At 45.1% G+C, this 25517-nt stretch carries 23 protein-coding genes; 2 read left to right on the top strand and 21 right to left on the bottom strand.

Annotated elements, in window-relative coordinates; translation table 11 throughout:
- Position 1: 1 nt before the first annotated feature.
- From pflB to IEY34_RS31365, 7 genes are all read right to left on the bottom strand, one after another.
- Entirely contained in the window at positions 2–2260 is a 2259-nt protein-coding gene (gene pflB / locus IEY34_RS31395; protein WP_189019490.1) for a formate C-acetyltransferase, read from the bottom strand.
- A 25-nt stretch (positions 2261–2285) separates the two neighbouring features.
- On the bottom strand, positions 2286–4892 hold the full coding sequence (gene adhE, locus IEY34_RS31390) for a bifunctional acetaldehyde-CoA/alcohol dehydrogenase (protein WP_189019488.1): 2607 nt from the start codon (positions 4890–4892) through the stop codon (positions 2286–2288).
- 103 nt (positions 4893–4995) lie between these two features.
- Entirely contained in the window at positions 4996–6657 is a 1662-nt protein-coding gene (locus IEY34_RS31385; protein ID WP_229757929.1) for a cbb3-type cytochrome c oxidase subunit I, read from the bottom strand.
- Positions 6658–6688: 31 nt separating this feature from the next.
- On the bottom strand, positions 6689–7159 hold the full coding sequence (locus IEY34_RS31380; RefSeq protein WP_189019486.1) for a cytochrome c oxidase subunit II: 471 nt from the start codon (positions 7157–7159) through the stop codon (positions 6689–6691).
- 40 nt (positions 7160–7199) lie between these two features.
- On the bottom strand, positions 7200–7355 hold the full coding sequence (locus IEY34_RS31375; protein WP_189019484.1) for a cytochrome c oxidase subunit 2A: 156 nt from the start codon (positions 7353–7355) through the stop codon (positions 7200–7202).
- 17 nt (positions 7356–7372) lie between these two features.
- Positions 7373–7975, bottom strand: coding sequence for a molybdenum cofactor guanylyltransferase (gene mobA, locus IEY34_RS31370; protein ID WP_229757928.1), 603 nt, complete (start codon positions 7973–7975; stop codon positions 7373–7375).
- A 179-nt stretch (positions 7976–8154) separates the two neighbouring features.
- The gene (locus IEY34_RS31365; RefSeq protein ID WP_189019482.1) at positions 8155–8679 is read right to left on the bottom strand and encodes a DoxX family protein; all 525 of its coding nucleotides are present in this window, start codon (positions 8677–8679) and stop codon (positions 8155–8157) included.
- A 147-nt stretch (positions 8680–8826) separates the two neighbouring features.
- Here IEY34_RS31365 and IEY34_RS31360 point away from each other — a divergent pair, with 147 nt between their 5' ends.
- The gene (locus IEY34_RS31360) at positions 8827–9114 is read left to right on the top strand and encodes a hypothetical protein (protein WP_189019481.1); all 288 of its coding nucleotides are present in this window, start codon (positions 8827–8829) and stop codon (positions 9112–9114) included.
- A gap of 75 nt (positions 9115–9189) precedes the next feature.
- Here the strand turns inward: IEY34_RS31360 and IEY34_RS31355 are convergent, their stop codons facing one another.
- Positions 9190–9954, bottom strand: a complete 765-nt coding sequence (locus IEY34_RS31355) for a formate/nitrite transporter family protein (protein WP_189019479.1) — start codon at positions 9952–9954, stop codon at positions 9190–9192.
- 393 nt (positions 9955–10347) lie between these two features.
- On the opposite strand from IEY34_RS31355, the gene IEY34_RS31350 reads away from it, so the two are divergent.
- On the top strand, positions 10348–11628 hold the full coding sequence (locus IEY34_RS31350; protein WP_189019477.1) for an ArsB/NhaD family transporter: 1281 nt from the start codon (positions 10348–10350) through the stop codon (positions 11626–11628).
- Between the two features lie 754 nt (positions 11629–12382).
- On the opposite strand, the gene IEY34_RS31345 is transcribed toward IEY34_RS31350, so the two are convergent.
- The 13 genes from IEY34_RS31345 to IEY34_RS31285 form a co-directional block, all read right to left on the bottom strand.
- A complete protein-coding gene (locus IEY34_RS31345; protein ID WP_189019475.1) occupies positions 12383–13549 on the bottom strand; it encodes an ROK family transcriptional regulator in 1167 nt (388 codons plus the stop codon).
- Between the two features lie 92 nt (positions 13550–13641).
- On the bottom strand, positions 13642–14322 hold the full coding sequence (locus IEY34_RS31340) for a copper homeostasis protein CutC (protein WP_189019474.1): 681 nt from the start codon (positions 14320–14322) through the stop codon (positions 13642–13644).
- 29 nt (positions 14323–14351) lie between these two features.
- Positions 14352–14972: a carbohydrate ABC transporter permease gene (locus IEY34_RS31335; protein ID WP_268240205.1), complete on the bottom strand. Its 621-nt coding sequence runs from the start codon at positions 14970–14972 to the stop codon at positions 14352–14354.
- A 218-nt stretch (positions 14973–15190) separates the two neighbouring features.
- Positions 15191–16084: a carbohydrate ABC transporter permease gene (locus IEY34_RS31330; RefSeq protein ID WP_189019470.1), complete on the bottom strand. Its 894-nt coding sequence runs from the start codon at positions 16082–16084 to the stop codon at positions 15191–15193.
- 80 nt (positions 16085–16164) lie between these two features.
- On the bottom strand, positions 16165–17514 hold the full coding sequence (locus IEY34_RS31325) for an ABC transporter substrate-binding protein (protein WP_189019468.1): 1350 nt from the start codon (positions 17512–17514) through the stop codon (positions 16165–16167).
- Positions 17515–17603: 89 nt separating this feature from the next.
- On the bottom strand, positions 17604–18608 hold the full coding sequence (locus IEY34_RS31320) for an asparaginase (RefSeq protein WP_189019466.1): 1005 nt from the start codon (positions 18606–18608) through the stop codon (positions 17604–17606).
- A 453-nt stretch (positions 18609–19061) separates the two neighbouring features.
- Positions 19062–19235 (bottom strand): hypothetical protein, encoded by a 174-nt coding sequence (locus tag IEY34_RS31315; RefSeq protein WP_189019464.1) that lies wholly within the window; start codon positions 19233–19235, stop codon positions 19062–19064.
- 13 nt (positions 19236–19248) lie between these two features.
- Positions 19249–20367, bottom strand: coding sequence for an MGDG synthase family glycosyltransferase (locus tag IEY34_RS31310; RefSeq protein ID WP_189019463.1), 1119 nt, complete (start codon positions 20365–20367; stop codon positions 19249–19251).
- A 31-nt stretch (positions 20368–20398) separates the two neighbouring features.
- Entirely contained in the window at positions 20399–21085 is a 687-nt protein-coding gene (locus IEY34_RS31305; protein WP_189019461.1) for a response regulator transcription factor, read from the bottom strand.
- Complete coding sequence (locus IEY34_RS31300; RefSeq protein WP_189019459.1) at positions 21082–22560, bottom strand: sensor histidine kinase; 1479 nt, start codon at positions 22558–22560, stop codon at positions 21082–21084. The genes IEY34_RS31305 and IEY34_RS31300 overlap by 4 nt, the downstream gene beginning before the upstream one ends.
- A gap of 14 nt (positions 22561–22574) precedes the next feature.
- Positions 22575–23321: a DUF2705 family protein gene (locus IEY34_RS31295; RefSeq protein ID WP_189019457.1), complete on the bottom strand. Its 747-nt coding sequence runs from the start codon at positions 23319–23321 to the stop codon at positions 22575–22577.
- Positions 23314–24051, bottom strand: coding sequence for an ABC transporter ATP-binding protein (locus tag IEY34_RS31290; protein ID WP_189019455.1), 738 nt, complete (start codon positions 24049–24051; stop codon positions 23314–23316). Before IEY34_RS31290 ends, IEY34_RS31295 begins: the two co-directional genes overlap by 8 nt.
- Positions 24052–24137: 86 nt before the next feature.
- Positions 24138–25058, bottom strand: coding sequence for a hypothetical protein (locus IEY34_RS31285; RefSeq protein ID WP_189019453.1), 921 nt, complete (start codon positions 25056–25058; stop codon positions 24138–24140).
- Positions 25059–25517 lie beyond the last annotated feature (459 nt).

Genomic DNA, 25517 nt, shown 5'->3' with positions numbered 1-25517 from the left:
CTTACATCGTGCCGTGGAAGGTGCGATGTATTACGTCAAGCTGCTGTTCCTTGGTCAGCTTGATGAAGTTCACCGCATACCCGGAGACACGAATCGTCAATTGCGGATACAGTTCCGGATGCTCCATAGCATCTAACAGCTTCGCTCGATCAAACACATTAATATTCAAGTGATGCCCTTGATTGGCCATATAGCCGTCAAGCATAGCAACTAGATTCGAGATGCGCGTCTCCTCTTCCCGGCCAAGTGCCTTCGGCACGATGGAGAACGTATTGGATATGCCATCGAGGCAATGTTCATAAGGCAGCTTGGCAACGGAAGCGAGTGAAGCCAACGCTCCCTTCCGGTCGCGACCATGCATAGGATTGGCGCCTGGCGCAAAGGGCTCTCCGGCTTTGCGGCCATCTGGAGTGCTTCCTGTCTTTTTGCCATATACGACATTCGAGGTGATGGTCAGAACGGACATCGTTGGCACCGCGCCCCGATACGTGGTATGCTTCCTAATCTTATTCATGAACGTTTCCGTCAATTGCACAGCAATGGCATCTACCCGCTCATCATTATTGCCGTACTGCGGGTACTCGCCCTCAATCTCAAAATCAACGGCTATGCCTTGTTCATTGCGAACCGGGCGCACCTTCGCATGCTTAATCGCGCTGAGCGAGTCGGCTACAACTGATAATCCGGCGATGCCTGTTGCCATCGTGCGTACAATTTCACGATCGTGCAGAGCCATCTCCAAGCGCTCATAGCAGTATTTGTCATGCATATAGTGAATAACATTGAGAGTGTTCACATACAGCTTCGCCAGCCACTCCATGACAGTATCGAAGTTCTCCACGACTTGCTCGTAGTTCAAAACATCCGTAGTTATAGGCGCTATCCGAGGGCCTACCTGAATCCCAAGCTTCTCATCTATCCCACCGTTAATGGCATACAGCAAAGCTTTGGCTAAATTGGCGCGAGCGCCGAAGAATTGCATCTGCTTGCCGATACGCATGGCGGAAACACAGCAAGCAATGCCGTAGTCATCCCCGTAATAAGGACGCATGAGGTCATCATTCTCGTATTGAATCGAGCTGGTCTCGGCAGATACTTTGGCACAGTAAGCCTTGAAGCCATCCGGCAGCTGCGTGGACCAGAGCACAGTTAGATTCGGTTCAGGCGCCGGCCCCAGATTGTATAAGGTATGAAGGAACCGGAAGGAATTTTTGGTCACTCGCGCTCGGCCATCCAGTCCCATGCCGCCAATGGATTCGGTCACCCACGTAGGGTCCCCACTGAATAACTCGTTATAATCAGGGGTTCGTAGAAACTTCACAATCCGCAGTTTCATTACAAAATGGTCAACAAGCTCCTGCGCCTCCTCTTCTGTTAGCGTCCCCTCGGAGAGATCCCGCTCGATATAAATATCAAGGAAGCTGGATACTCGTCCAAGGCTCATCGCCGCGCCATTCTGCTCTTTAATTGCGGCCAAATAGGCAAAGTACAGCCATTGCACAGCTTCCTTGGCAGTCGCTGCCGGCTTCGCAATATCGAAGCCATACGTCTTAGCCATCCTCTTTAATTCGCCCAAACTGCGAATCTGCTCGGAGAGCTCCTCGCGCAGCCGAATCACATCCTCCGTGATGGCGTCGACTTCCATCTGCAGAAGATCTTTCTGCTTTTCTGCGATTAATCGGTCCACGCCATACAGCGCAACACGCCGGTAATCGCCGATGATCCGACCGCGGCCGTAAGCATCCGGCAGCCCAGTAATAATGGCTGCCTTGCGCGCTGTTTTCATCTCCGACGTGTAAGCATCGAACACACCTTGGTTATGCGTTTTGCGAATATCTGTGAACACTTGGATGATTTCTTCCGGCAGCTTGAATCCGTAGGCCTCGCAAGCATCGATCACCATGCGGATACCGCCGAAAGGCTGCACGGAGCGCTTCAGAGGAGCGTCGGTTTGCAGACCGACGATTTTCTCCTCGTTCTTGGCGATATAACCGGGCGCATGTGAGGTAATCGTGGACACCGTGTTGACATCGATATCCAATACGCCCCCGTTCTCCCGCTCTTGGCGGGTCAGCACGCTGACCACCTGCCATAGCTCATTCGTTGCTTCTGTAGGACCAGCCAGGAAGGCGTGATCACCTGTATAAACCGTCATATTTTTATCGATAAAATCTTTCACATCAATGGCCGTTTGCCATTTCCCCTGCACAAATCCGTGCCAGTGGCGGCCTGCTGCCAACTCTTCTTCTCTGATCGCCATGATGGTGCCTCCTTCGAAATCGCGATTAAAACTTTCCGTAAAAAGCATTGCGATAAACGTCAGCCAACTCTGTTACCAGCGGCATCCGCGGATTGGCTGTTGTACATTGATCTTCAAATGCCCGATCCGCTAAATAATCTACCCGCTTCTCGAATTGTTCCGCAGGGAATCCCAAATCCTGAAATTTCTCAGGAATGCCTAGAATTTGGTTCAGCTTGCGGATAGCTTCGATCAGGCTGTTCACGCCTTCTTCGGTCGTTTTGGCCGGAAGGCCCAACATACGGGCAATTTCGGCATAGCGCTGATCTGCGATGAAATGATCATATTTCGGGAATGAAGTGAACTTGGTCGGTTTTTGCGCGTTATAGCGAATGACATGCGGCATCAAAATCGCATTGGTACGGCCATGCGCGGTGTGGTATTCGCCGCCCCATTTATGCGCCAAGCTGTGATTAATACCGAGGAAGGCATTCGCAAAAGCCATGCCCGCGATCGTTGAAGCGTTATGCATCTTCTCCCGAGCAATCGGATCTGCTGTCGCAAACGATTTCTCCAAGTTCTGGAACACGAGTTGAATGGCTTTCATGGCCAACCCATCGGAATAATCGTTCGCCATAACCGATACATAGGCTTCAATGGCATGAGTCAGGACATCCATTCCCGTGTCGGCTACTGCCGTCTTAGGCAAGCTGTACACATAATCAGGATCGATGATGGCAACGTCCGGCGTAAGCTCATAATCGGCTAGCGGATACTTCGTATTGCCTTTTTCCTTGTCTGTAATGACGGCGAATGACGTCACTTCCGAGCCTGTGCCCGAAGTCGTGGGAATCGCGACGAATTTGGCTTTGCGCCCCAGACGCGGATATTTGTACACCCGTTTGCGAATATCCATGAACTTTTGCTTCAAAGCATCAAAGCTAGTATCCGGGTATTCATAGAACAACCACATCGCCTTGGCCGCATCCATCGGTGATCCGCCGCCTAGGGCAATAATGCAGTCCGGCTGGAAGCTAGCCATTTGGGCCCGGCCGCGTTCCACGGTTTCGACGGATGGATCTGGTTCCACGTCCGAGAACACTTCGATGTAAACCGGCAGTTGTCTTTTGCGAAGATAATATTCAACCCGTTCGACATAGCCAAGCTTCACCATCATTGGGTCCGTGACGATCATGACCCGTGTAATGTCAGGCATCTTCTCCAAATACTGTGTAGCGCCTTTTTCGAAATAAATCTTTGGAGGTATCTTGAACCACTGCATATTGACCGTGCGATAAGCAACCCGCTTCACATTGATCAGATTTACAGCGCTCACGTTGGAAGTTGTGGAGTTATGTCCATAGGAACCACAGCCAAGTGTCAAAGATGGCAAGTTGGTATTATAAATGTCGCCAATGGCCCCGTGAGTGGAAGGTGAGTTGACGATGACGCGTCCCGTTTGCAGTTTATTCGAGAAAGCCTCGATCACCTCTGCGTTCTGGGAATGAATGACAGAGGAATGACCCATTCCGCCAAATTTGACCACTTCTACAGCACGAGCAATGCCTTGTTCCGCATTCTTCACTTTGTAGCAAGCGAGCACAGGGCTTAATTTCTCAGCGGATAAAGGGAAAGCCTCTCCGACGCCGGTTAGCTCCGCAACCAGTATTTTCGTAGCCGCAGGCACTTTAATGTCTGCCATCTCGGCGATTTTCACGGCAGATTGACCTACAATAACGGCATTCACCGCGCACTTTTCCGGATTAATAACTAGTTTGGAGACGGCTTCCGTCTCCTCTTTATTCAGAAAGTAGCAGCCCTGATCGGCCATCAGCTTCCTTGTTTCTGCGTACACCGCTTCCTCAATAATGACAGCCTGCTCTGAGGCGCAAATCATCCCATTATCAAAGGTTTTGGATAAAATCAAGTCATTCACAGCCTGCTGCAAATTGGCTGTCTTCTCAATAAAACAAGGGACATTCCCTGGCCCAACGCCCAAGGCTGGCTTCCCGGTGCTATACGCTGCCTTCACCATGGAAGACCCTCCAGTTGCCAGGACGAGCGCTACATCGGGATGATTCATCAGCAGTTGCGTTGCTTCCACAGAGGGATGCTTCACCCACTGAATACAATGTTCGGGAGCACCCGCTTTCACTGCTGCTTCCAGCAAGGTCGCTGCCGCTGCGGCACTTGATTGCTGGGCGGAAGGGTGGAACGCGAAGATGATGGGGTTGCGCGTTTTGGTCGCAATCAATGACTTGAACATCGTCGTCGAAGTCGGATTGGTAACCGGCGTCACCCCGGCAATGATGCCGACAGGTTCGGCTACCATGCGGTAGTTCTCATACTTGTTTTCCTCGATTACGCCAACCGTTTTGTTATTTTTGATACTATGGTAAATGTACTCTGTAGCAAATAAATTTTTCGTGATCTTGTCTTCATACACACCGCGACCGGTTTCCTCCACAGCAAATTTGGCGAGAACCATGTGCCTATCGATGCCCGCTAAGGCCATTTGCTGAATCATGCGGTCAACCTGCTCCTGATCCAACTTCAGAAATTGCTGCTGCGCTTCCTTCGCTCTAGCCACCAGTTGGTTCACTTCATCTTGCGCGGAAATCCGTTCATTCGTTTTCGCTTCTTTGGTTGTCATGATGCTTTCACTCCTTTATTTGCTAGTTGCTGTAGAGCCATTGATTTGTTTGGTATACCCCTAGATTAAACTTAATCCGGCGCCCCAACTATGATAAAAATCACTACCAAGTAACAAATCCTTTGGAACCGGGAGCCGGGTTCACAATCATGTCCATGAGCGGTATGGAATAGGCAAATAAAATCAAGAGAATCGATACCGTAATCCAGATCCGCCAGCGATCCAGATAGGCCGGAGTTGCCTCCGCAGATTCCATGGCTACGCCGATGGGATACTCGGTTTCGCCTTTGGGCGCACGCAGCAGAGCGAAAAAGTTATAAACCATAAGCAGCACCCCGAGGAATAGTACGGTTCCGCCGATTGCCATGAAAACGTAATACGGCATCCAGGTCGCCGCATCCGCATTGCCTTCATACGTCGTGAACGCTGTTCGTCTCGGTGCGCCGAACAAGCCGACCAGATGCATCGCACCCGACATGAAGAACATGCCCACACACCAAATGATCGTTTGGATAATCCCTAATTTATTCATTCTGGCTGTTAGTACACGTCCGGTAACCGCAGGGATTAGCCAATACGTAATCCCAAAGAACGTCAATGCTACACTGGTTGCAACGGTTAAGTGAAAATGTCCCGTCACCCATAATGTGTTATGGACAACGGCATTCATTTGGTTACTGGCGTTGATTAATCCGCCTGCGCCAGCAGGTATGAAAATCAGCATCCCCATGAACGGCGCGAAGAATCTAACATCCTTCCATGGCAGCATTTTCACCCATCCAAAAAGCCCTTTGGCCCCTAAAGCACGACCCTGCAATTCAAAGGTTGCAAATAGGGAGAAAGCCGTCATCAAAGACGGAACAACGACCATAAACGTTAATACAACCTGCAAGTATTTCCAAAAAGAGCTAATGCCAGGCTCCATCAACTGATGGTGAAAACCGACAGGAATCGAGAACAACAACAAGAGGATGAAAGAAAGTCTGGCAAGCGCATCGCTGTAAATTTTGCCTCCGATAATTTTTGGAATGATGACATACCAGCACATATAAGCGGGCATTAGCCAGAAATAGACGAGAGGATGCCCGAAGTACCAGAATAACGTGCGGCTAAGCATGACATTAATCGTTTCCACCCAGCCAAAGGACCAGGGAATCAATTGAATCAACACCTCAGCGGCAACCCCAATTGTGGCGATTTGCCACATTAGGAAGGTCACAACAGACATAAAGGCGAACAGTGGGGACAACTTGTCTGGATGTGTCCTTTTCCAATATTTATATTGATAGAAAATACCCCAGCCACTGATCCAGCTTCCTACCACGAGCATAGCCAAGCCAATATAGAAGTAAGGAGATGCCTTTAGTGGCGCATAGAAGGTATACAGTACGCTGGCCTTCCCCGTTAAGACCATCGCAACTCCAAGTGCCGTACCTGCTGTCATGAAACCGAAGCCTGCCCAACCCATTCTATGGACAATCGGGAGGAGTTTGCCCCCTAACGTGTAAGAAATGCCCGAATACAGAAAACCAATAATAAAATATGTCGTAAACACAATCGCCATCAGAACCCCATGTGCGGTCAATAGCTCGTAGTAGCCAATGCCATAAGGCAATTGAATCGTGCCGCTCTTCACCATCGTTTGCAGCAGTCCTGCCACACCGCCGATCAGCAGCGCTATGAACGCCACCAGAATATGGGCGACTACCAGTCTGCCATCCTTGAGATCAAATGTATGAGTTAATGTCCTATCTCCCATTTTCATGCTGTCTTCCACCTTCCTTCGCTTCTACCCGCTACTTAACAATAATCGTTGTTTTCATATATTCATGAGCACCGCCGCAATATTCATTGCAGAGGATCAAATACTCGCCTGGCTGTGTAAATGTATGGCTGACATGGCTGATTTCACCTGGGACAATCATCATGTTGACGTTCGTGCCCGGAATGGCAAAGCCGTGAACCACGTCTTGGCTTGTCACGACGAAGTTGATCGTCGCTCCCACAGGGACCTCCATCTTGTCGGGCGCATAGCCAAAAGTAAAAGCTGTCATAACTGCTTCATACGTATGGTCATCCATTTGGCGGAGCCCGGGCTTATCAAAGGGTGCTGTCTCTTGAACCTTCGCGGGGTCAATCTGATGATGGTGCTCACTTGGCGGCTTGACGCCCATTGCGAATGCGGAAACCCCCAACACAGCTAGAAATACAAATAGCATAACGATCCCAATTGTTAACCAAATTTTTTCGAGTTTATGGATATGCATGGTCTAACCACCTTTATAGAACATAATGTGCCTTGCTGCTTTATTGCCTGGATATAAATAGAACAAATATGATGACCCAACTGACTAGCAAGAAGAGTCCTAAGAGCAAAACCGAGGCGAACGTTCCCCTCAAGATGGGCTCCTGTTCTGTATGTTTCCTTTCCTTATCTATCACGTCGTTATTGCGGCTATCCATCCTCTTCACCTCCTGTCTTATTTATCTAAGTGCTGTATGGCCTCATAGTCGGCAATCGTCTTGATATTGGCTACAAAGTTCAAGTCAATGCCGTTATCCAGCAAGTATCGCTCCCCTAATTCGCTCCAAATAACATGGTTTAGCATCGCCGAAACTCTAATCTTCCCTTGATTAAATAGCGGCGCAATCCGGGCCGCACAGGCTCGGTCATAAATCCCGTGCAAGGGATAGGGCTCGCCCGCCACGATGGGGATAACCGCTTCGAAGCCATCTTGCTTTTTGGCCATGAGCAGTTGAGCGGCTTTATTGGATATTAAGGGCATATCGCACCCTACGATCCAAACGGACGCATACTTCGCCAAAGATAATGCGGCATGCATTCCCCCAAGAGGACCCTGACCTGCGAAAAAATCAGTAATAATGCGCACAGAACGATCGACCTTGTTCAAATAGGGCTTGGGATCATTCGTGACAATAATGATTTCATCACAGATCTCTCGCATACGATCAATTTGCCGGACAATCAGAGCTTTCCCGTCAAACGGAAGCAATGCCGTCAATTCTCCGTTCATGGTATGGTTTGCTCCACCAGCCAGAATAACGCCTGAAAGCATACCCATCACTTCTCCTTTCAACCTGTCTTGATACCTCCACTTTAGTCAAAAAGCAAACACCTGTAAGTGAAAAATGTCACACATCCGCAACCATTCCGCCACAAAAAAAACCTGTTCTTTCCTCCGAATTGCCGAAGTAGAAAGAACAGGTTTTGGACGATTGAATTGCGGGCGCAGATTGGCTCTTATCTCAATTTTGCTTTGAGATGGAAGCGTTCCAAGAGCTTATCGAACCATTTGTGCAGGTAAGGCAATATCAGATGATCCACACCAAATTTCCCTGCATTTGCGCCTGCTGCTATGATGAAGAAACCGAGAAGCACTAACCATGGATTCGAGCTAACCGTACCAGCGAACATATACATGAAATTCATCAGTAAGCCGAAGAATACGGCTGCTGTAGTCAGCGCTCCGATCAGTAAACCGATACCGACCAAAAGCTCACCCCAAGGAACTAAGACATTAAACCACCCGATATGGGGCAGCGCGAAGTTTTTCAAGAAAGCCACATAGTTCGCATAAACCAGATCTGTCGTTCCACTTTCAAGAACAGGTTTGGCAATTGCGCCCTTCAAGTAGCCTGTTGCGTCGAAAGCTTTATCCCCCGTAATTTTGTGCCATCCCGCGACCGCCCATTCCCAACCCACATATAATCGAATGATCGTCAACAGGATCGCCGCGTAATTGTTTCCTCTTAACCATTTCATCATTTGAACCATCTCCTTCGTATCTTATGCCTTTATTATAGGACGGAGAAAATGAGTTGTATGTGAATTAAATCACAGTCTCGCGGATTCTTCTTATTTATAATGAAGGATATATAGATCCAGTACGCAACCAAGGAGATGATTCTATTCATGAGAAAAGAAATCACCGTTCATTTCAAAGTCATCCATCACGATCGCAGTTCTCTGTTAAGGGGGATTATTTTCTTAGAGGAGAATCACCAGCCCACGATATCTGATTATGAACAATGCCTTCGCGCTTGTGGGCATGACGTCGTTCTGGAAGATCGAGAACACATCATATTCAGAGCTTCTACACCAAAAGAAAACTATATCATTCACATTCTAGAGGAAGAACAAGCTTCGATTAGAGATGTCATTGTCGAGAGTTTAGTTAGCAACCTCATTCGTTTGAAATAGTTCTTCCACTTGAAAAGGAGGCTGTCTCAACAGGTCGAACACCTGGCGAGCAGCCTCCTCTTTGTTGTCAACCAGCTAACGACGGTACACCAAACCATACATGACCGCAACGAACAGCGCGCCTCCTATTGAATTTCCTATATATACAGGGACAAAATTGTACAAGTAGTCCGTCCAGGTAGCCTGACCAGCAAAAATAGCGGCTGGAATGACGAACATATTGGCAACGACATGCTGAAATCCTATTGCGACAAAAGCCATGGTAGGAAACCAGATGCCCCATATTTTGCCCCCGCTATCCTCTGCGCCATACGAAAGCCACACAGCAAGGCCAACTAGCCAATTGCAACCGATACCGGATAGCAAAGCGACTAAGAAGGGCTCTTCGATCTTGGCATGGGCAATTTTCACTAATTTGGCTAAATAAATACCATGCTCGGTTAACCCAGCTAGATGTCCAAAAGCATACGCAATGAACAAAGCCCCAAGCAGATTGCCAACCGTAATAACCACCCAGTTGCGGGCGATGTCAACCAGCTTGACTCGCCTTGAGAGGAACGCCACAGGCACCGCCATCATATTCCCGGTTAGCAGTTCCCCACCTGCCAGCAGGGTAAGAATTAGTCCAAGCGGAAATACGCATGCCCCGATAAGATGGCCAAAGTCACTCCATGGCGCAGGAACTGCAGCGCTAACTCTGATGTACAACAGAAATCCCAGAGCGATATAAGCACCGCCCATAAATCCTAATACCAGTTGTCCGCGCAGAGGCAAATGCACCTTCTTCTCTCCCGCTTCCACCGCTCGCTCCCAAATCTGTTCTGGCTTAACGAACCCCATATCCACACCTCCAGGCAAACTCCTTTTCCCTAGTGTAGAGGAAATGATTCGAAATTCATGTGAAAAATATCACATAAGTAGACAAAAAGTAATAGCGAGCAGAACTGCACCTTTCCCAGCTCCCATCTTGGTATTATGGGAAACCAGCACATATTTCACACCGCCCAACGTATTGACATAAATGCAAGAGCCATGTACAGTTAACTGATAAATGTTCGCGACCAACTACATATTGCTGCAATTCGGAGGAGCCTGTCACCAAGGGCTCCTTTTATTCTTTTTTTGACATAGGAGCCCTTGGTAGGGCTTTTTTTTATGCAGAGAAAGGGGGATACAACCAAATTGCATTTATAGGGAATAGTACTAACAAATGAAGAACATATAGGAGGAATTATGGAACAACAAGCAATCTTGGCAATTGGTATCTTTCTTCTCACATACAGCATGATCATCGCCGAAAAAATCCATCGCACGATCGTGGCTATGATTGGCGGTGTCCTCATGGTCGTTCTCGGCGTTGTAGATCAAGACTCGGCTTTGCACCACATTGACTTTAATACCCTGGGACTCTTAATCGGTATGATGATCATTGTCAGCATAACAGCTGAAACGGGATTATTTAAATATATCGCGCTGTTAGCAGCAAAAAAGGCAAAAGGCGACCCTGTCCGAATCCTAGTATCACTCGCGCTGATTACAGCGATTGGTTCGGCCTTCCTAGATAACGTGACGACCGTCCTACTCATGGTGCCCGTTACATTCAGCATTACGCGGCAGCTGCGCGTGAATCCGATCCCCTTTCTCATCACGCAAATTCTTGCATCCAATATTGGGGGCACAGCTACATTAATTGGCGATCCTCCGAACATCATGATCGGAAGTGCCGTCAAAGAATTGACCTTCATGGCTTTTATCAATAATCTTGCACCGATCGTCTTCGTCATTATGGCCATCATGATACCGATTTTCGTCTTCTTGTTCCGTAAGCAGATTCAGACCACGCCTGAGTTGAAGCAAAGCATTATGCTCATGGATGAGAAAGAAGTCATTACCGATCGCAAACTGCTAATCAAGAGCCTTTCCGTCCTAAGCCTTACCATTGTCGGATTCTTTCTCCACCAGCTGCTTCACCTCGAGTCCGCAACAGTCGCCTTGGCAGGGGCCTTCTTATTGCTGCTGCTGACTGGCGAGCATGCTATGGAAGCCGCATTCACCAAGGTCGAATGGACCACCATCTTCTTCTTCGTCGGGCTGTTCGTCTTAGTCTCCGGCCTGGTAGAGACCGGCATCATCTCCAAGCTAGCCGCGGCGGCGATTGAGCTGACGGGAGGAGATCCCCTGGCCACATCCATGTTGATCCTCTGGCTCAGTGCGATCGCGTCTGCGTTTCTGGATAACATTCCATTCGTCGCAACCATGATTCCTATGATTCAGGAAATGGGCAATATGGGCGTCGAGAATCTTGAACCGCTCTGGTGGAGCCTTGCCTTAGGGGCTTGTCTTGGCGGTAACGGCACCTTAATTGGGGCGAGCGCCAACTTGATTGTAGCCGGCATGTCAGGCAAAGAAGGACACCCGATCAAATTTGTTGCCTATATGAAGTACGGCTTTCCACTTATGCTGCTGTCTGTTGCATTGGCTAACATTTATATTTATTGGCGGTATTTCATGTAAAGGCAGGGGTGATGAACGGTTAGCTAATAAACAACTATAAGGACAATCTGCGAAAATAATCAGGGGAGCCGTTTATCCCTGCACATAAGGCATAGTGAGGCTATGAAGGGTTGCCGAAGGCAAACTCGGCTTTGATTATTCGCCCTGCTGCGCTTTGCGGTTGGAAAGCGCAGCAATGCGTTTTTTTTGCACTATTGGCGAAGCGGTAGCACATAAGAAAAACGGCTTCGCCGCCCTGAGAGATTAGCCTCTTAGTAGCGACAAAACCTGTTAAGGGAACTAGAGGACGCTATTTTGGCAAATAGCAGGGTTGTTAGGGCAATAGCGGAACTACAGGGTCTTATTTCCACCAAAAGAGCTTAATTTCCCAAAAAACAGCAAAATAGCGTACTGTAGTTCCCTCAACCTCGCAATAATGACGCTTTTTGCTAGAATAGCGCACTGTAGTTCCCTTATCTCCGCGCAAGCAGCCCGGGCAACTCCTTGTTCACTCCAGAACATATAAATTCTTATATTGTGAAATAAGGTTCCTGACATTCATCGATGTCAAGAACCCTTATCCCAGTCAATCAACTTTTTGTTATTGGACACTGATGTATATAATTACATTCTTGGTTATGTGTGTGAGCATTTGTTAGTGTGTCCGTTTAATGTACGGAGTGAATCAAGATAATTATCTATTGAGCATTTCGATAAAATAAAGCATTATAATCGTAAATCTGCCGACTCGAACGTCCATAACGCGATTATTTATTCAAGATTTATCAACGTAGTTATTCATCACTAACATGGCTGCGCCTATAACGATCGATTTGCTCTTCAATTCGGAAGTCAGGATTTTAAACGTGTCACGAAAAGGTTCCCACACCACCTGCCCACACTGTTCTTTAATTAAAGGCACAATCTCACTGTAATTTTCCACCAAATCGCCACACAAAATAACGGCATCAGGATTGTACATACAGACGATATTATTAATGGTTATGCCAATGTACAGCGAAGTTCTGGAAACAATATCTTGAGCCCATTTTTCTTCGTTTTGTGCCGCTGCAAACAGTTGCTGGATATTGGCGGTCTCCTTGACTCGGTTTGCTTCATACAGAATAGCCGACTCGTCGATATACGTTTGCAGACAGCCTCTTTTGCCACATTCGCACATGTTGCCATTCGGATCCAGCGTTGTATGTCCTAACTCCCCGGCACTGTTTGACCCCCCACGAAAAATGTCGCCATCAATGATCAAAGAGGAGCCGACTCCGGTGCCCAACTCAATCAATGCTGTCTTTCTCGATCCGAGGGCGGAGCCTAGTAAATACTCGGCAAGGATTTTCACCTTCAAGTCATTATCAATGACCGTAAGAATATGCAGCTTGTCCTGGATGAACTGGGCGAAAGGGGTATTTCTCCAACCCAATGTCGACGAATATTGGACGATTCCCCGTTCATGGTCAATCACACCAGGCACGCCGATGCCAATGCCAATGATTTTTGACTTGTCGAGATTTTTATGATCAATCATTACGTTGATCGTTTCGGAGATCATAGCTGCCGTAGCTTCAGGGGTTGTTTGCAGAGCAATATGATCAACTCGCTCCTCGTGGAGCAGTTCGCCGCTGAACTCCATGACGCCAAACTTAATCGCCTTTTTACCGATGTCCACCCCAATTGTATAAACCGCCTGGGGATCGATATCTAACATAATCGCCTTACGTCCAACACCTACCGAGGTTAACGCGGTTTCCCTCACCAATCCTTGTTCACATAACTCACCTACGATACGCCCAACGGATGTAGGACTCAATTTGGTGATTTTGGTTATTTCCGCACGGGAGATGGGCCGACTCTTTTTAATGATTTCCAGTATCATCTGCTTATTGTGCAGTCTGATAACATCTTGATCATGCTTCTCAATTTTTTTCATTTACTTGGATTCCTCTTCTTTATTCCACCCATGTTAATAAATCTAATGTTAACCATCCTATACACCGCAGTCAACCATTAGCAACATGATCCCTACCTATATTTTTTAATATCTTTAATTTTTTCCGTATCGATCTCATTTATCGGATTATTATCCACTCGTACCCCTCTGCCGAAATGAATCTCTTTAACACCAGTCGATTGAAGGAAGGAGGGGATTGCACTTACCGTCAATCCACTTCCAGCTAAAATTTGCAGGTGAGAATGTTCCGCTCTCTTAACAAGCTGTCTTAATTCTTCTTGTGCATCAAGCACGTTTGGCTTTCCGCCAGATGTAAGCACCCGATCAATTTGGCTATAGGTTAAAAGTTCCTCCAGAGCCTTCTCCAGATTGCTTACTTCGTCAAATGCACGGTGAAAAGTCACAGATAATCCTTCTGCCTCATCTAATAATCGTCGCAGCGTCTCGTGATCAATCCTACGGTCTGAGGTTAGCGCCCCAAGTACAATGCCATGAGCGCCAATCTGTTTCACTGTCTGTATATCTTTCAACATCACGCCCAGATCTCTCTGGTCATAGCAAAAAGATTGGCTATGCGGGCGAATCATCACTTGAACAGGGATATTCGTGCTATGCACAACCTCATCAATTAAGCCGTAACTAGGCGTTAACCCACCCTCTAGAATCCCTGTTATGAGTTCGATACGATCCGCGCCGCTCTGCTCGGCCAATAAAGCATCCTTCACTGTAGTTGCAATCACTTCCAACAGCATAATTCTCCCCATTTCACCAAGTGAAGTCGTTATCCTTTGACTGCGCCCTCTGTAAGCCCTGATACAATGTATTTTTGGGCAAAAGCGAACATAATCACAACAGGAATCAAGGATAAAATACCCGCAGCGCTCATTTGACCCCAGTTAATATCAAATTTTTGCACAAAGCTACTTAGTCCAACAGGGACTGTTTTGGTGCTTTCGCTATTCGTAAACATAACCCCGAAAAACAAATCATTCCACGCGCCTGTAAATGCGAATACAAGGGTAGCAACAATTCCCGGCCGCATAATGGGCAGAATAATTTTGGTCATCGTTTGAAATTTATTACAACCATCAATAAGAGCTGCTTCCTCAAGAGATACGGGAATTCTCTGAAAGAAACTGGACATCGTCAGTAAACAAAAAGGAATGTTCATGGCCGTATAAGTAATAATCAACGAAGGCAGTTTATTCAACAAGTGTAAATGGCTGAATGAAATGAAGAGCGGAACTAGAATGACCATCACAGGAATCATTTGAGTAGCCAAAAAGGAAATAAGAAAGAGCTTCTTGCCTCGAAATGAATATCTGGCCATACTATAGCCACCTAGAATGGATACAAACAACACCAAGATTGAACTACTTATACTTACAATAAAGCTGTTCATAAAATATTGCGGAAAGTTAGAATTCTGGAAAGTGTCTATATAGTTCGAAAAAGTTAAATTTTGGGGCCAAAGAGTTAGCTTCCCGCTATAAATTTCCTGTCTATCCTTTAGAGAAGTGACTAACATCCAATAAAAAGGAAACAAAGCACCAATTAGGAACAATGTTAACGCAATGACTCGAGAAACTGTCGGGGTTGCATTCCGAACATAGGAGACCATTAGAAATCACCTGCATCATCATATTTAGTCGTTTTCAAGAAAATTAACGTATAAAGTATAAGAATCGCTAGCATCATAATTCCCAAAGCGGAGGCTTGCCCATAGTCGGTCGTATAGAAGATTTTATTAAATATATAGGAAGGCAAGTTATGAGAAGTATTCGCTGGCCCCCCATTGGTCATGATGTAGATCAAATCGGCTGAATTGAATACCCAAATCACTCGGAGCAGCAAGGTAATAATAATCGTCGGTTTGATATAAGGAATCGTAACCTTAAACAGCTTGGTCATTCGGCCTGCCCCATCAATATCAGCAGATTCATAGATGTCTTTAGGTACGTTTTGTAGAGCAGCAAGAATCATAATCCCGAAAAAAGGCACTCCATACCAAACCATAGCAGCGATGACTGGGAAAATAGAGACATGAGGAATAGCCAAAAAGGGGATGCCTTTTTCCAGAATTCCGAGTTTCACCAATAAGTAATTAATAAGCCCATTCTGTTCATTAAACAACCATTTAAAAATCATCCCGATTAAAAAAGCAGACACAGCCCAAGGCAGAAAAACAATAGATTGGTAGATGTTTTTTCCCTTAAACTGTTTATTTAGCGCTAGTGCCAAAATAAATCCAAGAACGAATTGCAAACCTACCGTTAAGATGACCCAAAGTACAGAATTACCTAAGATTTGAGGGAGATTCTTATCGGCCAGCAAAGATCTAAAATTTTCAAAACCTGAAAAGTGGATATTACCCGGTTCAAATAAGACATAATGCATAAAAGCAAGCTTAAGTCCTGATAGTAAAGGATAAGCAAAAAAGGCTAGAATAATTAGAACAGCAGGAGTAATTAATAAATAGGGCTCGAATGATTTCCATCGAATTGCTTTTAGCATGCTTTCTCTCCCCGCCTTTTCAATACTTCAGAATAGATAACCGGGGATTCATTCGTGTCCCCGATTATCTGCCTTCTTTATTATGGATTTTCCTTCATATAGGCTTGTTGTTCTTTGGTTAGAAAATCTGCAAGATGCTTAACAGTATCCTCGAGCGATTGCGCTTTTGTCAAATATTTCTGCGTCTCTTCCACTGCGAACGTTCCCGTGAATTGACCAAGCTTCGTTAAATGGCTCGGAGGGCCTGCAAACACAATGTTGGAATCCGCCATGGAACCCGCATACCCAGCAATAGCACCTTTGCTGAAGAACGGATCTTTCAGGTTGTCTTTGTAAATCGGAATCGTAGAGTTTTTAATGCTGTATGCTAGGTTATTCTCAGGAGAGCTTAAAAATTCGATTAGCTTCCAAGAAGCCTCTTTATTTTGTGATTTGGAAGACATAGCGTAAGCGGCTGTGTAACCCCAGAAAATGTAACGTTTTCCGTCATCGGCTTTAGGCATTGGAACTACATTCCAGGTGCCTTCTTTCATATTTTTCTGAGCTGTAATAATAACTTCAGGCGTTTGATTTAAAATAGCCGTCTGACCGTTTAAGAATCCTTGAACCATTTCGTTGAAGCCCCAATTGACAGACTCTTTAGGAGCATTTCCGTTTAAGTAAACATCATAAAATTTCTTAAAGGCCGCAGCGCCTTCAGGCTTATACAAAATCGATTTGCCATCCTTATCAAACCAACTGTCGGAGTGGACCGCCGCCATTACATATTCCATTGCTCGAATAACGCCGTTAGCCCCTCCCCTAAAGGAAATACCGTATCTGTTTTTCGCAGAGTCTGTGAATTTTTGCGCTAGATTAAAGTAATCATCCCATGTCGCGATGGTCTCGGGCATATTCAGTTCTTTAAACCAATCGCTTCTGATAAACAAGCCCTGCAGCAAGAATCCATCTGGAATCGCATAGACATTACCTTTGTATTTATTTCTCGCTTGTTTGGTTGCTTCCGTCAAATTATTTAATTGATCCCATTTGTCATAAAAGGGCTGCAAGTTCTCGATATAACCAGCTGAAGCCATGGCTACTAAGGAAGTATCATCAATACTCAATACGTCGGGAAGAATGCCAGCTGCACCCATGGTCATCCATTTCTTATTCGCATCATCCCAAGGGACAGACGTATATTCAACTTCGATATTCGGGTTTTTCTCTTGAAATTTCTTCAAAAGCCCCTGCATAAGCGCTGTTCTTTCCGGGCTTGGAAGCGGATCGAGATACGAGATTTTTGCTTTCTTGCCTGTGGCTTCTTTGGCTCCTGCAGCTCCAGTGGCTTTTGCCGCTTCACTCTGTCCGCCATTTGTAGAGCAGCCTGCTAAGGCAAAAGTAAGTACAAGACTGGTGCATAAGGCTAGAATCGTAGCTTTTTTCTTCATTTTATAACCCCTCCTGTAATATGATCTATGTTATAAAATCTTGCTGAAGATATTTTCCTCAACATCATTTAGTAACTAAGCCTGGGTTTCTATATGGATTCTAAGGTAAACACGGCTTTGTTCGTTCCGATAATTTCCTTATTATCGTTCGTAATGTCAGTTGGCGTGAGTTGATACATACGATCAATCGTCTCTTGGTTGCTATAACCAATCTGCTCAAGGATGGATGCCGTAATGATAGGCCACTCGTCCTCAGAACCATCCATCACTTTAAGCGCGAAACCTAGCTTTTCTTTTTTCAATCCAAAGCAGTACACGCCTTTAGCTCCGCCCTTAGCAACAATATTGGGATCCATAAGTAGGCTTGAGCAAATTCGATCTGAACCGGCAATCATCTCATAATGCTCGTTCATAAGAGCGGTTATTCGAATCACAGCGGATCGAATTTCAAGATCTTCAATCACCTCTGGACAGGCTAGCTTCAGGAAGGCAGTCGCTAAATGCTTAAGAGGAATAGCGAACACCGGAAAACCGCAACCGTCTGTACCTATGTGGATGTGTTCTCTTGGACACTCAGATAAGTAAGCGAGCGTGTCTACGATCTCGATTTGAGCCGGATGGTCAGGTTCAAAGTAGCCTTCGGTCGGATATCCCATTGTTTTGCACAAAGCAAGAATGCCAAGATGCTTTCCAGAACAATTATGATAAATTGAACGTTTAGGCTTCTGCGCTCTAAGCATGGCTTCTGAAGCAGGTACACTTAAGGGGTAAGTGGGGTGACAAACAAGTGCTTCCTCTCCCACTCCAATCTTAGTAAGCATGGATTCCAATGCCTCAACATGGAAGGTCTCCGCACGATGGGACCCGATCATAATAGCCGTTTCTTTATCAGAAAGGCCAAACTTTCTATCCGCGCCTTGCCTAATAACAGGAATAGCTTGAAATGGTTTTCCGGATGACCTTAAGTAGGTTAATGATTCTACATCCCCCACTGCGTACTTAACAGAACCCGAGATGGAAACTCCGCATATATGCCCGCTATGCACGCATTCTAATGTACATCCACGATACTCTTCAACTAATGTTTTATTCATTTCTTCTTCCCCTCTTTGCACTTAATTTCAAGATCTAATGTTGTTGTGGGGATAATTATTCCACAGAAGTTACCAAATTCCATAAAAAATCAATGAAACAAGAATAAAATCAAGATAATCCGACTAAAAATGCTGTAATCCTCATGTAATTATTCCATTGATGTTAATAATTAAATATTAACAAGGTTCCTAGTCGTTGTCAATCGTTTTTCGTTTTTTGTGTTATGTATTCTATCAGGTAGCGTTTTCATATTGTATATTCACAGAGTATCGGACAATCACAAAATTAGTTCATGTCAATTTAGTTAACTCAACTATTATTCTTGTCCATCAATTGTTCTCCCCTTCTCTTTTCTCGCAATAAAAAAACAAGCCCCTAAAGGAAACCCGGCTATCGTCCCATGAGGAAATAAAAAAACCTCCTTCCATAAATCAAGGAGGTTTTCATGCTCATCATGAAATAGCTTTGCCTGCTTCAGGCTCTTCCATTTTCCGAGGAATAACCAGGATATGATCGAAGATAAATTTCTTTTCTGCCGCTGTTAAATTGGATTGAAGAATAAGCTGATTCACCTCATCTTCCAGTTCATCCATCCGTTGCAAAAAATCATCTAAATTCTCATACATATGAATACCTCCTCTAAATCAGCGCTTCCATCCGTTGATTACTCCATTTAAGCAGCATGTCATTGACGATATGGGCAGCTGCATGGCTTCGCTGTAATGTTTGCATACGTTCCCTAATTACTTCATGTAGGCTTGGGTGGTTGATGAGATACGCCATACTCTCCGATAATTCATCTATACTTTTGGAAATAGCAGCCATCCCGCGGCTTGCCAAATATAGCGCATTTTCTTTCTCTTGACCGCCATAGGGTTTATAAATAAAAATAGGTACTCGTAAGACGATCGCCTCTGTCAACGTTAAGCCGCCAGCTTTCGTTACTAGACAGGTAGCTTGAGACATCCACTCATGAACATTATCAACAAACCCAAGAATGGTTATACTCCTATTCGTGGCAAACTCTGCTTCAAGTCGATGTTTTAATTTCTCATTCCGGCCACAGATCACAACGATCCGGCAGTTCTCTAACTGGATCAGCTTATGCAGCATCTCCTCCATATAAGAGGCCATGCCGCTGTCAGAAGCCATAATCAGAATACTCTTCTGTTCTGGGTTGCGTTGACGAATGCTCGCATTCGTGAATTCTTGTCGCAACGGGATTCCGCTCACCTCAACGCTGTCTTTGCTAAATCCTTTAAAAATAATTTGCTGCTTCAATTCTTCTGTTGCCACATAATAATGATCCACGTTCGGGTGCAGCCAACTCGCATGCAACGCGTAGTCCGTCAAAACTGTATAGTTTGGGATCCCCATTGAACTGCATACTTGCGGCGATGCGCCGAATGGAAAGGTGTTGACAACGAAATCCGGCCGCTCTTGGAGAATAATCTCTTTGAGCTTCTTTTGCCCTAGAAAGGTCATTGATTTCTGAAATAATGCCGTTTGCTTAGTCTCGCGTGTCAAGTAATAGCTCCAGCCATAATAGTCGATTCCTATGCGTGAACTCTTTGTACTTTTGCTAATTAACGAGGTTGTAATCGAATGAATAACAGGATGGCCTTCCTTCATCAGGTTAACAATTTTCACCTGCTCTATCCCTTGGCGATAGAACTGCTGTTGCAAAGCTCTAGAAGCCTGCAGATGTCCATTCCCATAGCTAGCCGTAAGAATTAACACACGTGGATTAACCGTCATCTGATAAATACCACCTTTCAACATTCCCTTTTTAAACTCGAAACCGATAACCTGCTCCCCATACTGTTTCTATATATTGAGAGTTGGAGGGATCTATCTCCATTTTTTCTCTTAATTTACGAATATGAACCGTAACAGTCTGGGCATCTCCCATCGCATCGAATCCCCAGATCCGTTCAAAGATATGATCCTTGCTAAACACGCGGTTCGGATTCGTCGCCAGAAAGATGAGCAGCTCGAATTCTTTCGTTGTCAGATTGATTTCTTGCTCATGTACGAACACGCGGCGTGAAGCATTATCAATGAAGAGACCTTGAATACGAATTTCATCTTTCTGCTCTTTGGTTCCTATTAAACGCTCATAACGTGCTAAGTGAGCTTTAACCCTTGCTACCAGCTCACCGGGTTTGAACGGCTTCGTAATGTAGTCATCAGCACCTAACCCAAGCCCACGAATAACATCAATATCCTCTTTTTTCGCTGTGACCATCAAGATCGGAATCTGATGATGCTCGCGAATTTGCTTGCATACTTCAAATCCGTTTAATAAGGGAAGCATGACGTCCAGTAGAATCAGATCATACACGCCACGCAGAGCGAGTTTCAGACCTTGTTCGCCGTCCATCGCAATATCAACCTTGTAGCCGCTAACTTCCAAGTAATCTCGTTCAAGTTCTGCAATCAATTGTTCATCTTCCACAATGAGTATTTGTTTCATTCTTTCCCACCATCTTTGTCCCGCTTCTGCGGCAAATTTATGGTAATACAAGTCCACTCTTCCTTCTTGCTGCTTGCACGGATTGTCCCTCCATGCCCTTCTATCATTTGTTTGGAGATTGCTAAACCTAGACCGCTTCCCCCACTATTGCTGTTCCTGGACGGGTCTGCGCGGTAAAAACGATCAAAGATATGAGGAAGCGCGTCGGCATCCATGCCTGCTCCATTATCCGTAATAGCAATCACGACGCTCGCTCCGGTTATCTTGGCCTGCAGCGTGATGTATTTCTCGGTTTTGTTCATATATTTCAAGCAATTATCCATAATGTTAGAAAAAACACGCCTCATTTTATCCCGATCAATGGACACTAAGGTCATCTCGTGAATGGTGACATCAGATTTAAAATGGACGCCTTTCTTACTGAGTTCAAAATCAAGTTCATCCGACCAATCGGCTAAAAAGGAAGCGAAGTTCACAATTTCAAAGTTGAAGGGAATTCGTTTCAAATCCAACTTGGAGTACAAAAATAATTCATCGATCAAATGATCCATCTCTTCCGCTTTGGACGAAATAATTTCGATATACTTTTGGCGTTTATCCGCGGTATCAGCAATACCGTCGCCTAATCCGTCTACATAGCCTCTAATGGCTGTCAGCGGAGTCCGGATATCATGAGAGATGTTGGAAATGAGCTCTTTGCGATTGTCTTCATACTGAACTTGAGTTTGTATGGATTCTTGCAATTGTTTGCGCATTTGTTCAAAGGCGATGCTTAGCTGTCCGATTTCATCTGTACTTGTGATCTGGACTGGGAAATCAAGATCCCCGGCTTGCATTCTTTTCATCGCGTTTTTCAATTTTTTAAGCGGTGAAATGATACTTTTCGAAACAAAATAAGTTAATAAGGTGTGCGTTAGAATCAAAATAATAAGCAACGTAACGAACAAGATAGGAAAAAACTTTTGTATAAAGTTAACTAACGGATTCACCGTTGTAATAATAAACACACTGCCAGGTTGTTGGTCCGCAAAATAAAAATCAAACGAATTGATTTCAAGCAATTCTTTCCCAAAGCGCTTGGCACTTCCGCGTTCCGGGTGGTCATGCTGCTTGAATACTGGCAGCTGCTGCAGCACTTCCGAATCAATTAAAGTGGGCGAAGTATATATGAGCGTATTGTCTCTACGTATAACAAGCTTTGAGTTACTCGCTTGAAGTTCTTGATCTATATCGGCTATATAAGTCAAATCGGCTAGAATGCTCGGATTTTTCTGTGAGGTTCTTACCATTTCCTTGAACGTATGTTCCACATTCTGATTCTCAAACATTCCGACACCCGAGCTCAATTGATCACGAATGCTCTGGAAATCGCCCCGAAATACAACAAGGAGCAGCATCGCCGTGATGATCATCATAACAAGTGGAATGATCAACATTGCCGCGTACGATAACAATAACTTTAGACGAATAGACATGTGAAGACCCCGTTTTATACTTCTTTTCTATCAAATTTATAGTAACCCAGCGCCATGAACAACATACAACTAGATACCAGAAAAAGAGATGTCGTCAATAATTTACCAGCCGATACTGTCTGACTTAACCATAACATATGCCAGTCTGTATAGGATATAGGGGAAAATGATGCAATCGAGCTCAGCAAGAACGGCGCAACTTTGGCAGCAGCATAGAAAACGAGTGAAAACACCATAAAACTGCTGGCACTTTTGAAGAACTGCGAGACGAATACGAATAAAGCTGACAAAGCGATCATGGAAACAAAGGCTGCCAGATAAGCTTTCATCATAGCCGCCGTCTCTGAGAAATTAGCGGATGTACCGGTAAATAGATTACAAATGAACGTAACGATGCCCAGTACGATGAGTATGCCAGCTATCCCCGTGCCAAGTGCGGCCACTTTCGTTCCAAATACTTGAAACCGGGAATTCGGGCGAAGCAGCGCAAGTTTCCGTGTTTTGGAAGCCAGTTCATTGGGAAACAAATCACTGATAATGGTTAAAATAAAAAGCGGAATCCAAATACTTGTGTAGATCGACAGCATCTCAATTGGAAACGACTGGCTAACCGCAATGAGTCCAAAAACAGGCTGTAAAGCATGAAGTGAAATAACGAGCAAGATAGGTAATATAGCTGAAAAAATAGCAAACATTACGACTTTCTTCCGATACAACAATAAATAAAGTTCATTTAAGTAACCAGGTCGCCATCTACGCACTTTCCCTGTCCTCCTTTGAGAGCTCAAGCTCATCGATATAGAATTGTTCTAAGGATTGATTGTTTTTCAATAATTCAGTTACGTACCCTTCCTTTTTCAATTGCCCATCTGCCACAATCCCCACTCGATTACAGAGCTGTTCCAGTTCATGGATCATATGACTTGAAATTAAGAAGGACGTCCCTTTCTCCGTAGACAACTGCTTAATCAGTTTCCGGAACATCACCGTTCCTTCAATATCAAGCCCATTCGTAGGCTCATCCAGAATGACCAATTTCGGTTCTGGCAATATTGCCGCGGCAAGCGCTAATTTCTGTTTCATCCCTGTCGAGAAGCCTTTGATCTTTTCCTTGCGTACTTTGATTAAGCCTACAAGTTCCAAAACTTCTTCCATACGCTTCTTCGTGACGGTCGGATAGAAACGAGCAACAAGCTCCAAATACTGCCACGCGCCAAGAAACTCGTGGAAATCAGCAGATTCAATCATGCTGCCGACATGCTGCATACCCGCTTCGAATTGTTCGGGAAGCTGATAATTAAACAAGGAGATCGCACCTTGATCCGGGCGAATTAAGCCCGTAATTAATTTAAGAAACGTTGTCTTCCCTGCGCCGTTAGGCCCCAACAAACCATATACATCGCCGGCATGCAACTGGATGTTCATATCCCGGATGCCGCGTTTATTCCCATATTCCTTACTCAAATGAGATGTTTCCAAGATAATCGTCATATCGATTCCCCCCGTTCATAAACAGCAGACAGGCTTGAATTGAGAAGCCTGTCTGCTTGCATACTAGTAACTGCGTTAAGCTTTATTTATTCGTTCTCGTCGTGATTTCCATGACGATCATGCTTCAAGTTTTGTACGGTTTTACCAGTTAGATCAACGGTGTCCGGTGTTGTCTGGTTATAACCGGACAAATCTGCTTGAAGGTGAAGCGTCACTTGATGCGCTGCGCCGCTATCGTCTTTACCGGATACGGTTAAGTCCGCTTCTTGATGAGAAATGTAATTATCAGCATTAATCGACGCCTTAATCGAAACCTTTTCAATTTTGATATCTTGTGTCAGCTGTGGCGCTGCATTTTTCAAGAAATCTTCATTAAAAGGGGTCGCCACAGCTTGCCCAGCTGCATTTTTCTGCTTGCCGTCATGTTCGTCCTTGGAAGCTTCTTTAATGGCGATTGGAGCAAGAGCATTCACCACAGTAGGAATTTGAGCATTATCGAGTTGAATGGAAATTTCTTTGGTGCCATCCGTTTTCGTATCAACCGCTACATAATCCTTCAAATTCCCGACTAAAGCGTCAATCACCGTTTCCACTTGCTGCGGAATTTCAGTTTCATTCAGCTTTTTCTCGGTTTTGTGCTTCTTGTCGCCCTCCTGTTTGACGAAGTACACATCGCTGGCGTTGGATTTAAGTACGGTTTGATTATCTTGCTTATAGAAGCTTAACGATTGCTGAGTCCCATTGGCCAACACATCTGCGTTGCCGCTTGCTGTTTTCGAATCCAGACTCACTTTAAAACTCCCGTTTGCACTTGCCAGCACATTCCCGTTATCTTGCAAAGCTGCTGCTGCCTGCACGGCTACGTTTTGGACAGTTTTCGTGTTCTTGAGCGCAGATTTGTAAGCATCATAACCCGAAGTACTCGCCAATGCACTAAACCCAGTCGTCACCATAACAATACTGCTAATCCCAACAGCGCCGCCTAACATCAACCATTTCTTTTTCATGATTTCCTCCTAATATAGGGATCTTTGAGTGTAGCTCTAAGTCTCTCCGCTTTGGGATCTTTGAGTGTAGCTCAAAGTCTCCTTTGAATAATGGGCTTACAACTACATCTTAGTCAGCAAAAATGAAACGCTTGTGAACCAATTCTTAAATCTTTATTAACTCTGAGGGGACAATAAGAAAAGCAACTTTGCGGCCCTGATTTTCCCATCGCGCGCAATTCCAGGGCACGCGGTGTCGCCGACACTTAGCGGCAAAACCTAATAAGGGAACTAGAGGACGCTAATTAGGCAAAAAGTAGGGATGCGAGGGGGATAGCGGAACTACAGGGTCTTATTTCCAGAAGCTTTGCAAAAAACCTAACATGAATATTTCGTTAGAATATATTCCTAAATATGTAATTAAATGATGTATTTTTCTGGACAAAACACAAAAAAACCCCTAAGGTCGAGTTACAGACA

This window comes from Paenibacillus marchantiophytorum, from assembly GCF_014640555.1.
Taxonomy (GTDB): domain Bacteria; phylum Bacillota; class Bacilli; order Paenibacillales; family NBRC-103111; genus Paenibacillus_E; species Paenibacillus_E marchantiophytorum.
This window is presented reverse-complemented; position numbering and strand designations above follow the sequence as displayed.

Excerpts from the sequence above, each read along its gene's own strand:
- IEY34_RS31340 (WP_189019474.1), bottom strand. The coding sequence starts at position 14,322 with ATGCTGTTGGAAGTGATTGCAACTACAGTGAAGGATGCTTTATTGGCC.
- mobA (WP_229757928.1), bottom strand. The coding sequence starts at position 7,975 with ATGGGTATGCTTTCAGGCGTTATTCTGGCTGGTGGAGCAAACCATACC.
- IEY34_RS31325 (WP_189019468.1), bottom strand. The coding sequence starts at position 17,514 with ATGAAGAAAAAAGCTACGATTCTAGCCTTATGCACCAGTCTTGTACTT.
- IEY34_RS31285 (WP_189019453.1), bottom strand. The coding sequence starts at position 25,058 with ATGAAAAAGAAATGGTTGATGTTAGGCGGCGCTGTTGGGATTAGCAGT.
- pflB (WP_189019490.1), bottom strand. The coding sequence starts at position 2,260 with ATGGCGATCAGAGAAGAAGAGTTGGCAGCAGGCCGCCACTGGCACGGA.
- IEY34_RS31375 (WP_189019484.1), bottom strand. The coding sequence starts at position 7,355 with ATGGATAGCCGCAATAACGACGTGATAGATAAGGAAAGGAAACATACA.
- IEY34_RS31345 (WP_189019475.1), bottom strand. The coding sequence starts at position 13,549 with ATGAAAAAAATTGAGAAGCATGATCAAGATGTTATCAGACTGCACAAT.
- IEY34_RS31380 (WP_189019486.1), bottom strand. The coding sequence starts at position 7,159 with ATGCATATCCATAAACTCGAAAAAATTTGGTTAACAATTGGGATCGTT.
- IEY34_RS31310 (WP_189019463.1), bottom strand. The coding sequence starts at position 20,367 with ATGACGGTTAATCCACGTGTGTTAATTCTTACGGCTAGCTATGGGAAT.
- IEY34_RS31330 (WP_189019470.1), bottom strand. The coding sequence starts at position 16,084 with ATGCTAAAAGCAATTCGATGGAAATCATTCGAGCCCTATTTATTAATT.
- IEY34_RS31315 (WP_189019464.1), bottom strand. The coding sequence starts at position 19,235 with ATGTATGAGAATTTAGATGATTTTTTGCAACGGATGGATGAACTGGAA.
- IEY34_RS31355 (WP_189019479.1), bottom strand. The coding sequence starts at position 9,954 with ATGGGGTTCGTTAAGCCAGAACAGATTTGGGAGCGAGCGGTGGAAGCG.
- IEY34_RS31350 (WP_189019477.1), top strand. The coding sequence starts at position 10,348 with ATGGAACAACAAGCAATCTTGGCAATTGGTATCTTTCTTCTCACATAC.
- IEY34_RS31385 (WP_229757929.1), bottom strand. The coding sequence starts at position 6,657 with ATGAAAATGGGAGATAGGACATTAACTCATACATTTGATCTCAAGGAT.
- IEY34_RS31360 (WP_189019481.1), top strand. The coding sequence starts at position 8,827 with ATGAGAAAAGAAATCACCGTTCATTTCAAAGTCATCCATCACGATCGC.
- IEY34_RS31300 (WP_189019459.1), bottom strand. The coding sequence starts at position 22,560 with ATGTCTATTCGTCTAAAGTTATTGTTATCGTACGCGGCAATGTTGATC.
- IEY34_RS31320 (WP_189019466.1), bottom strand. The coding sequence starts at position 18,608 with ATGAATAAAACATTAGTTGAAGAGTATCGTGGATGTACATTAGAATGC.
- IEY34_RS31335 (WP_268240205.1), bottom strand. The coding sequence starts at position 14,972 with ATGAACAGCTTTATTGTAAGTATAAGTAGTTCAATCTTGGTGTTGTTT.
- adhE (WP_189019488.1), bottom strand. The coding sequence starts at position 4,892 with ATGACAACCAAAGAAGCGAAAACGAATGAACGGATTTCCGCGCAAGAT.
- IEY34_RS31290 (WP_189019455.1), bottom strand. The coding sequence starts at position 24,051 with ATGACGATTATCTTGGAAACATCTCATTTGAGTAAGGAATATGGGAAT.
- IEY34_RS31365 (WP_189019482.1), bottom strand. The coding sequence starts at position 8,679 with ATGATGAAATGGTTAAGAGGAAACAATTACGCGGCGATCCTGTTGACG.
- IEY34_RS31305 (WP_189019461.1), bottom strand. The coding sequence starts at position 21,085 with ATGAAACAAATACTCATTGTGGAAGATGAACAATTGATTGCAGAACTT.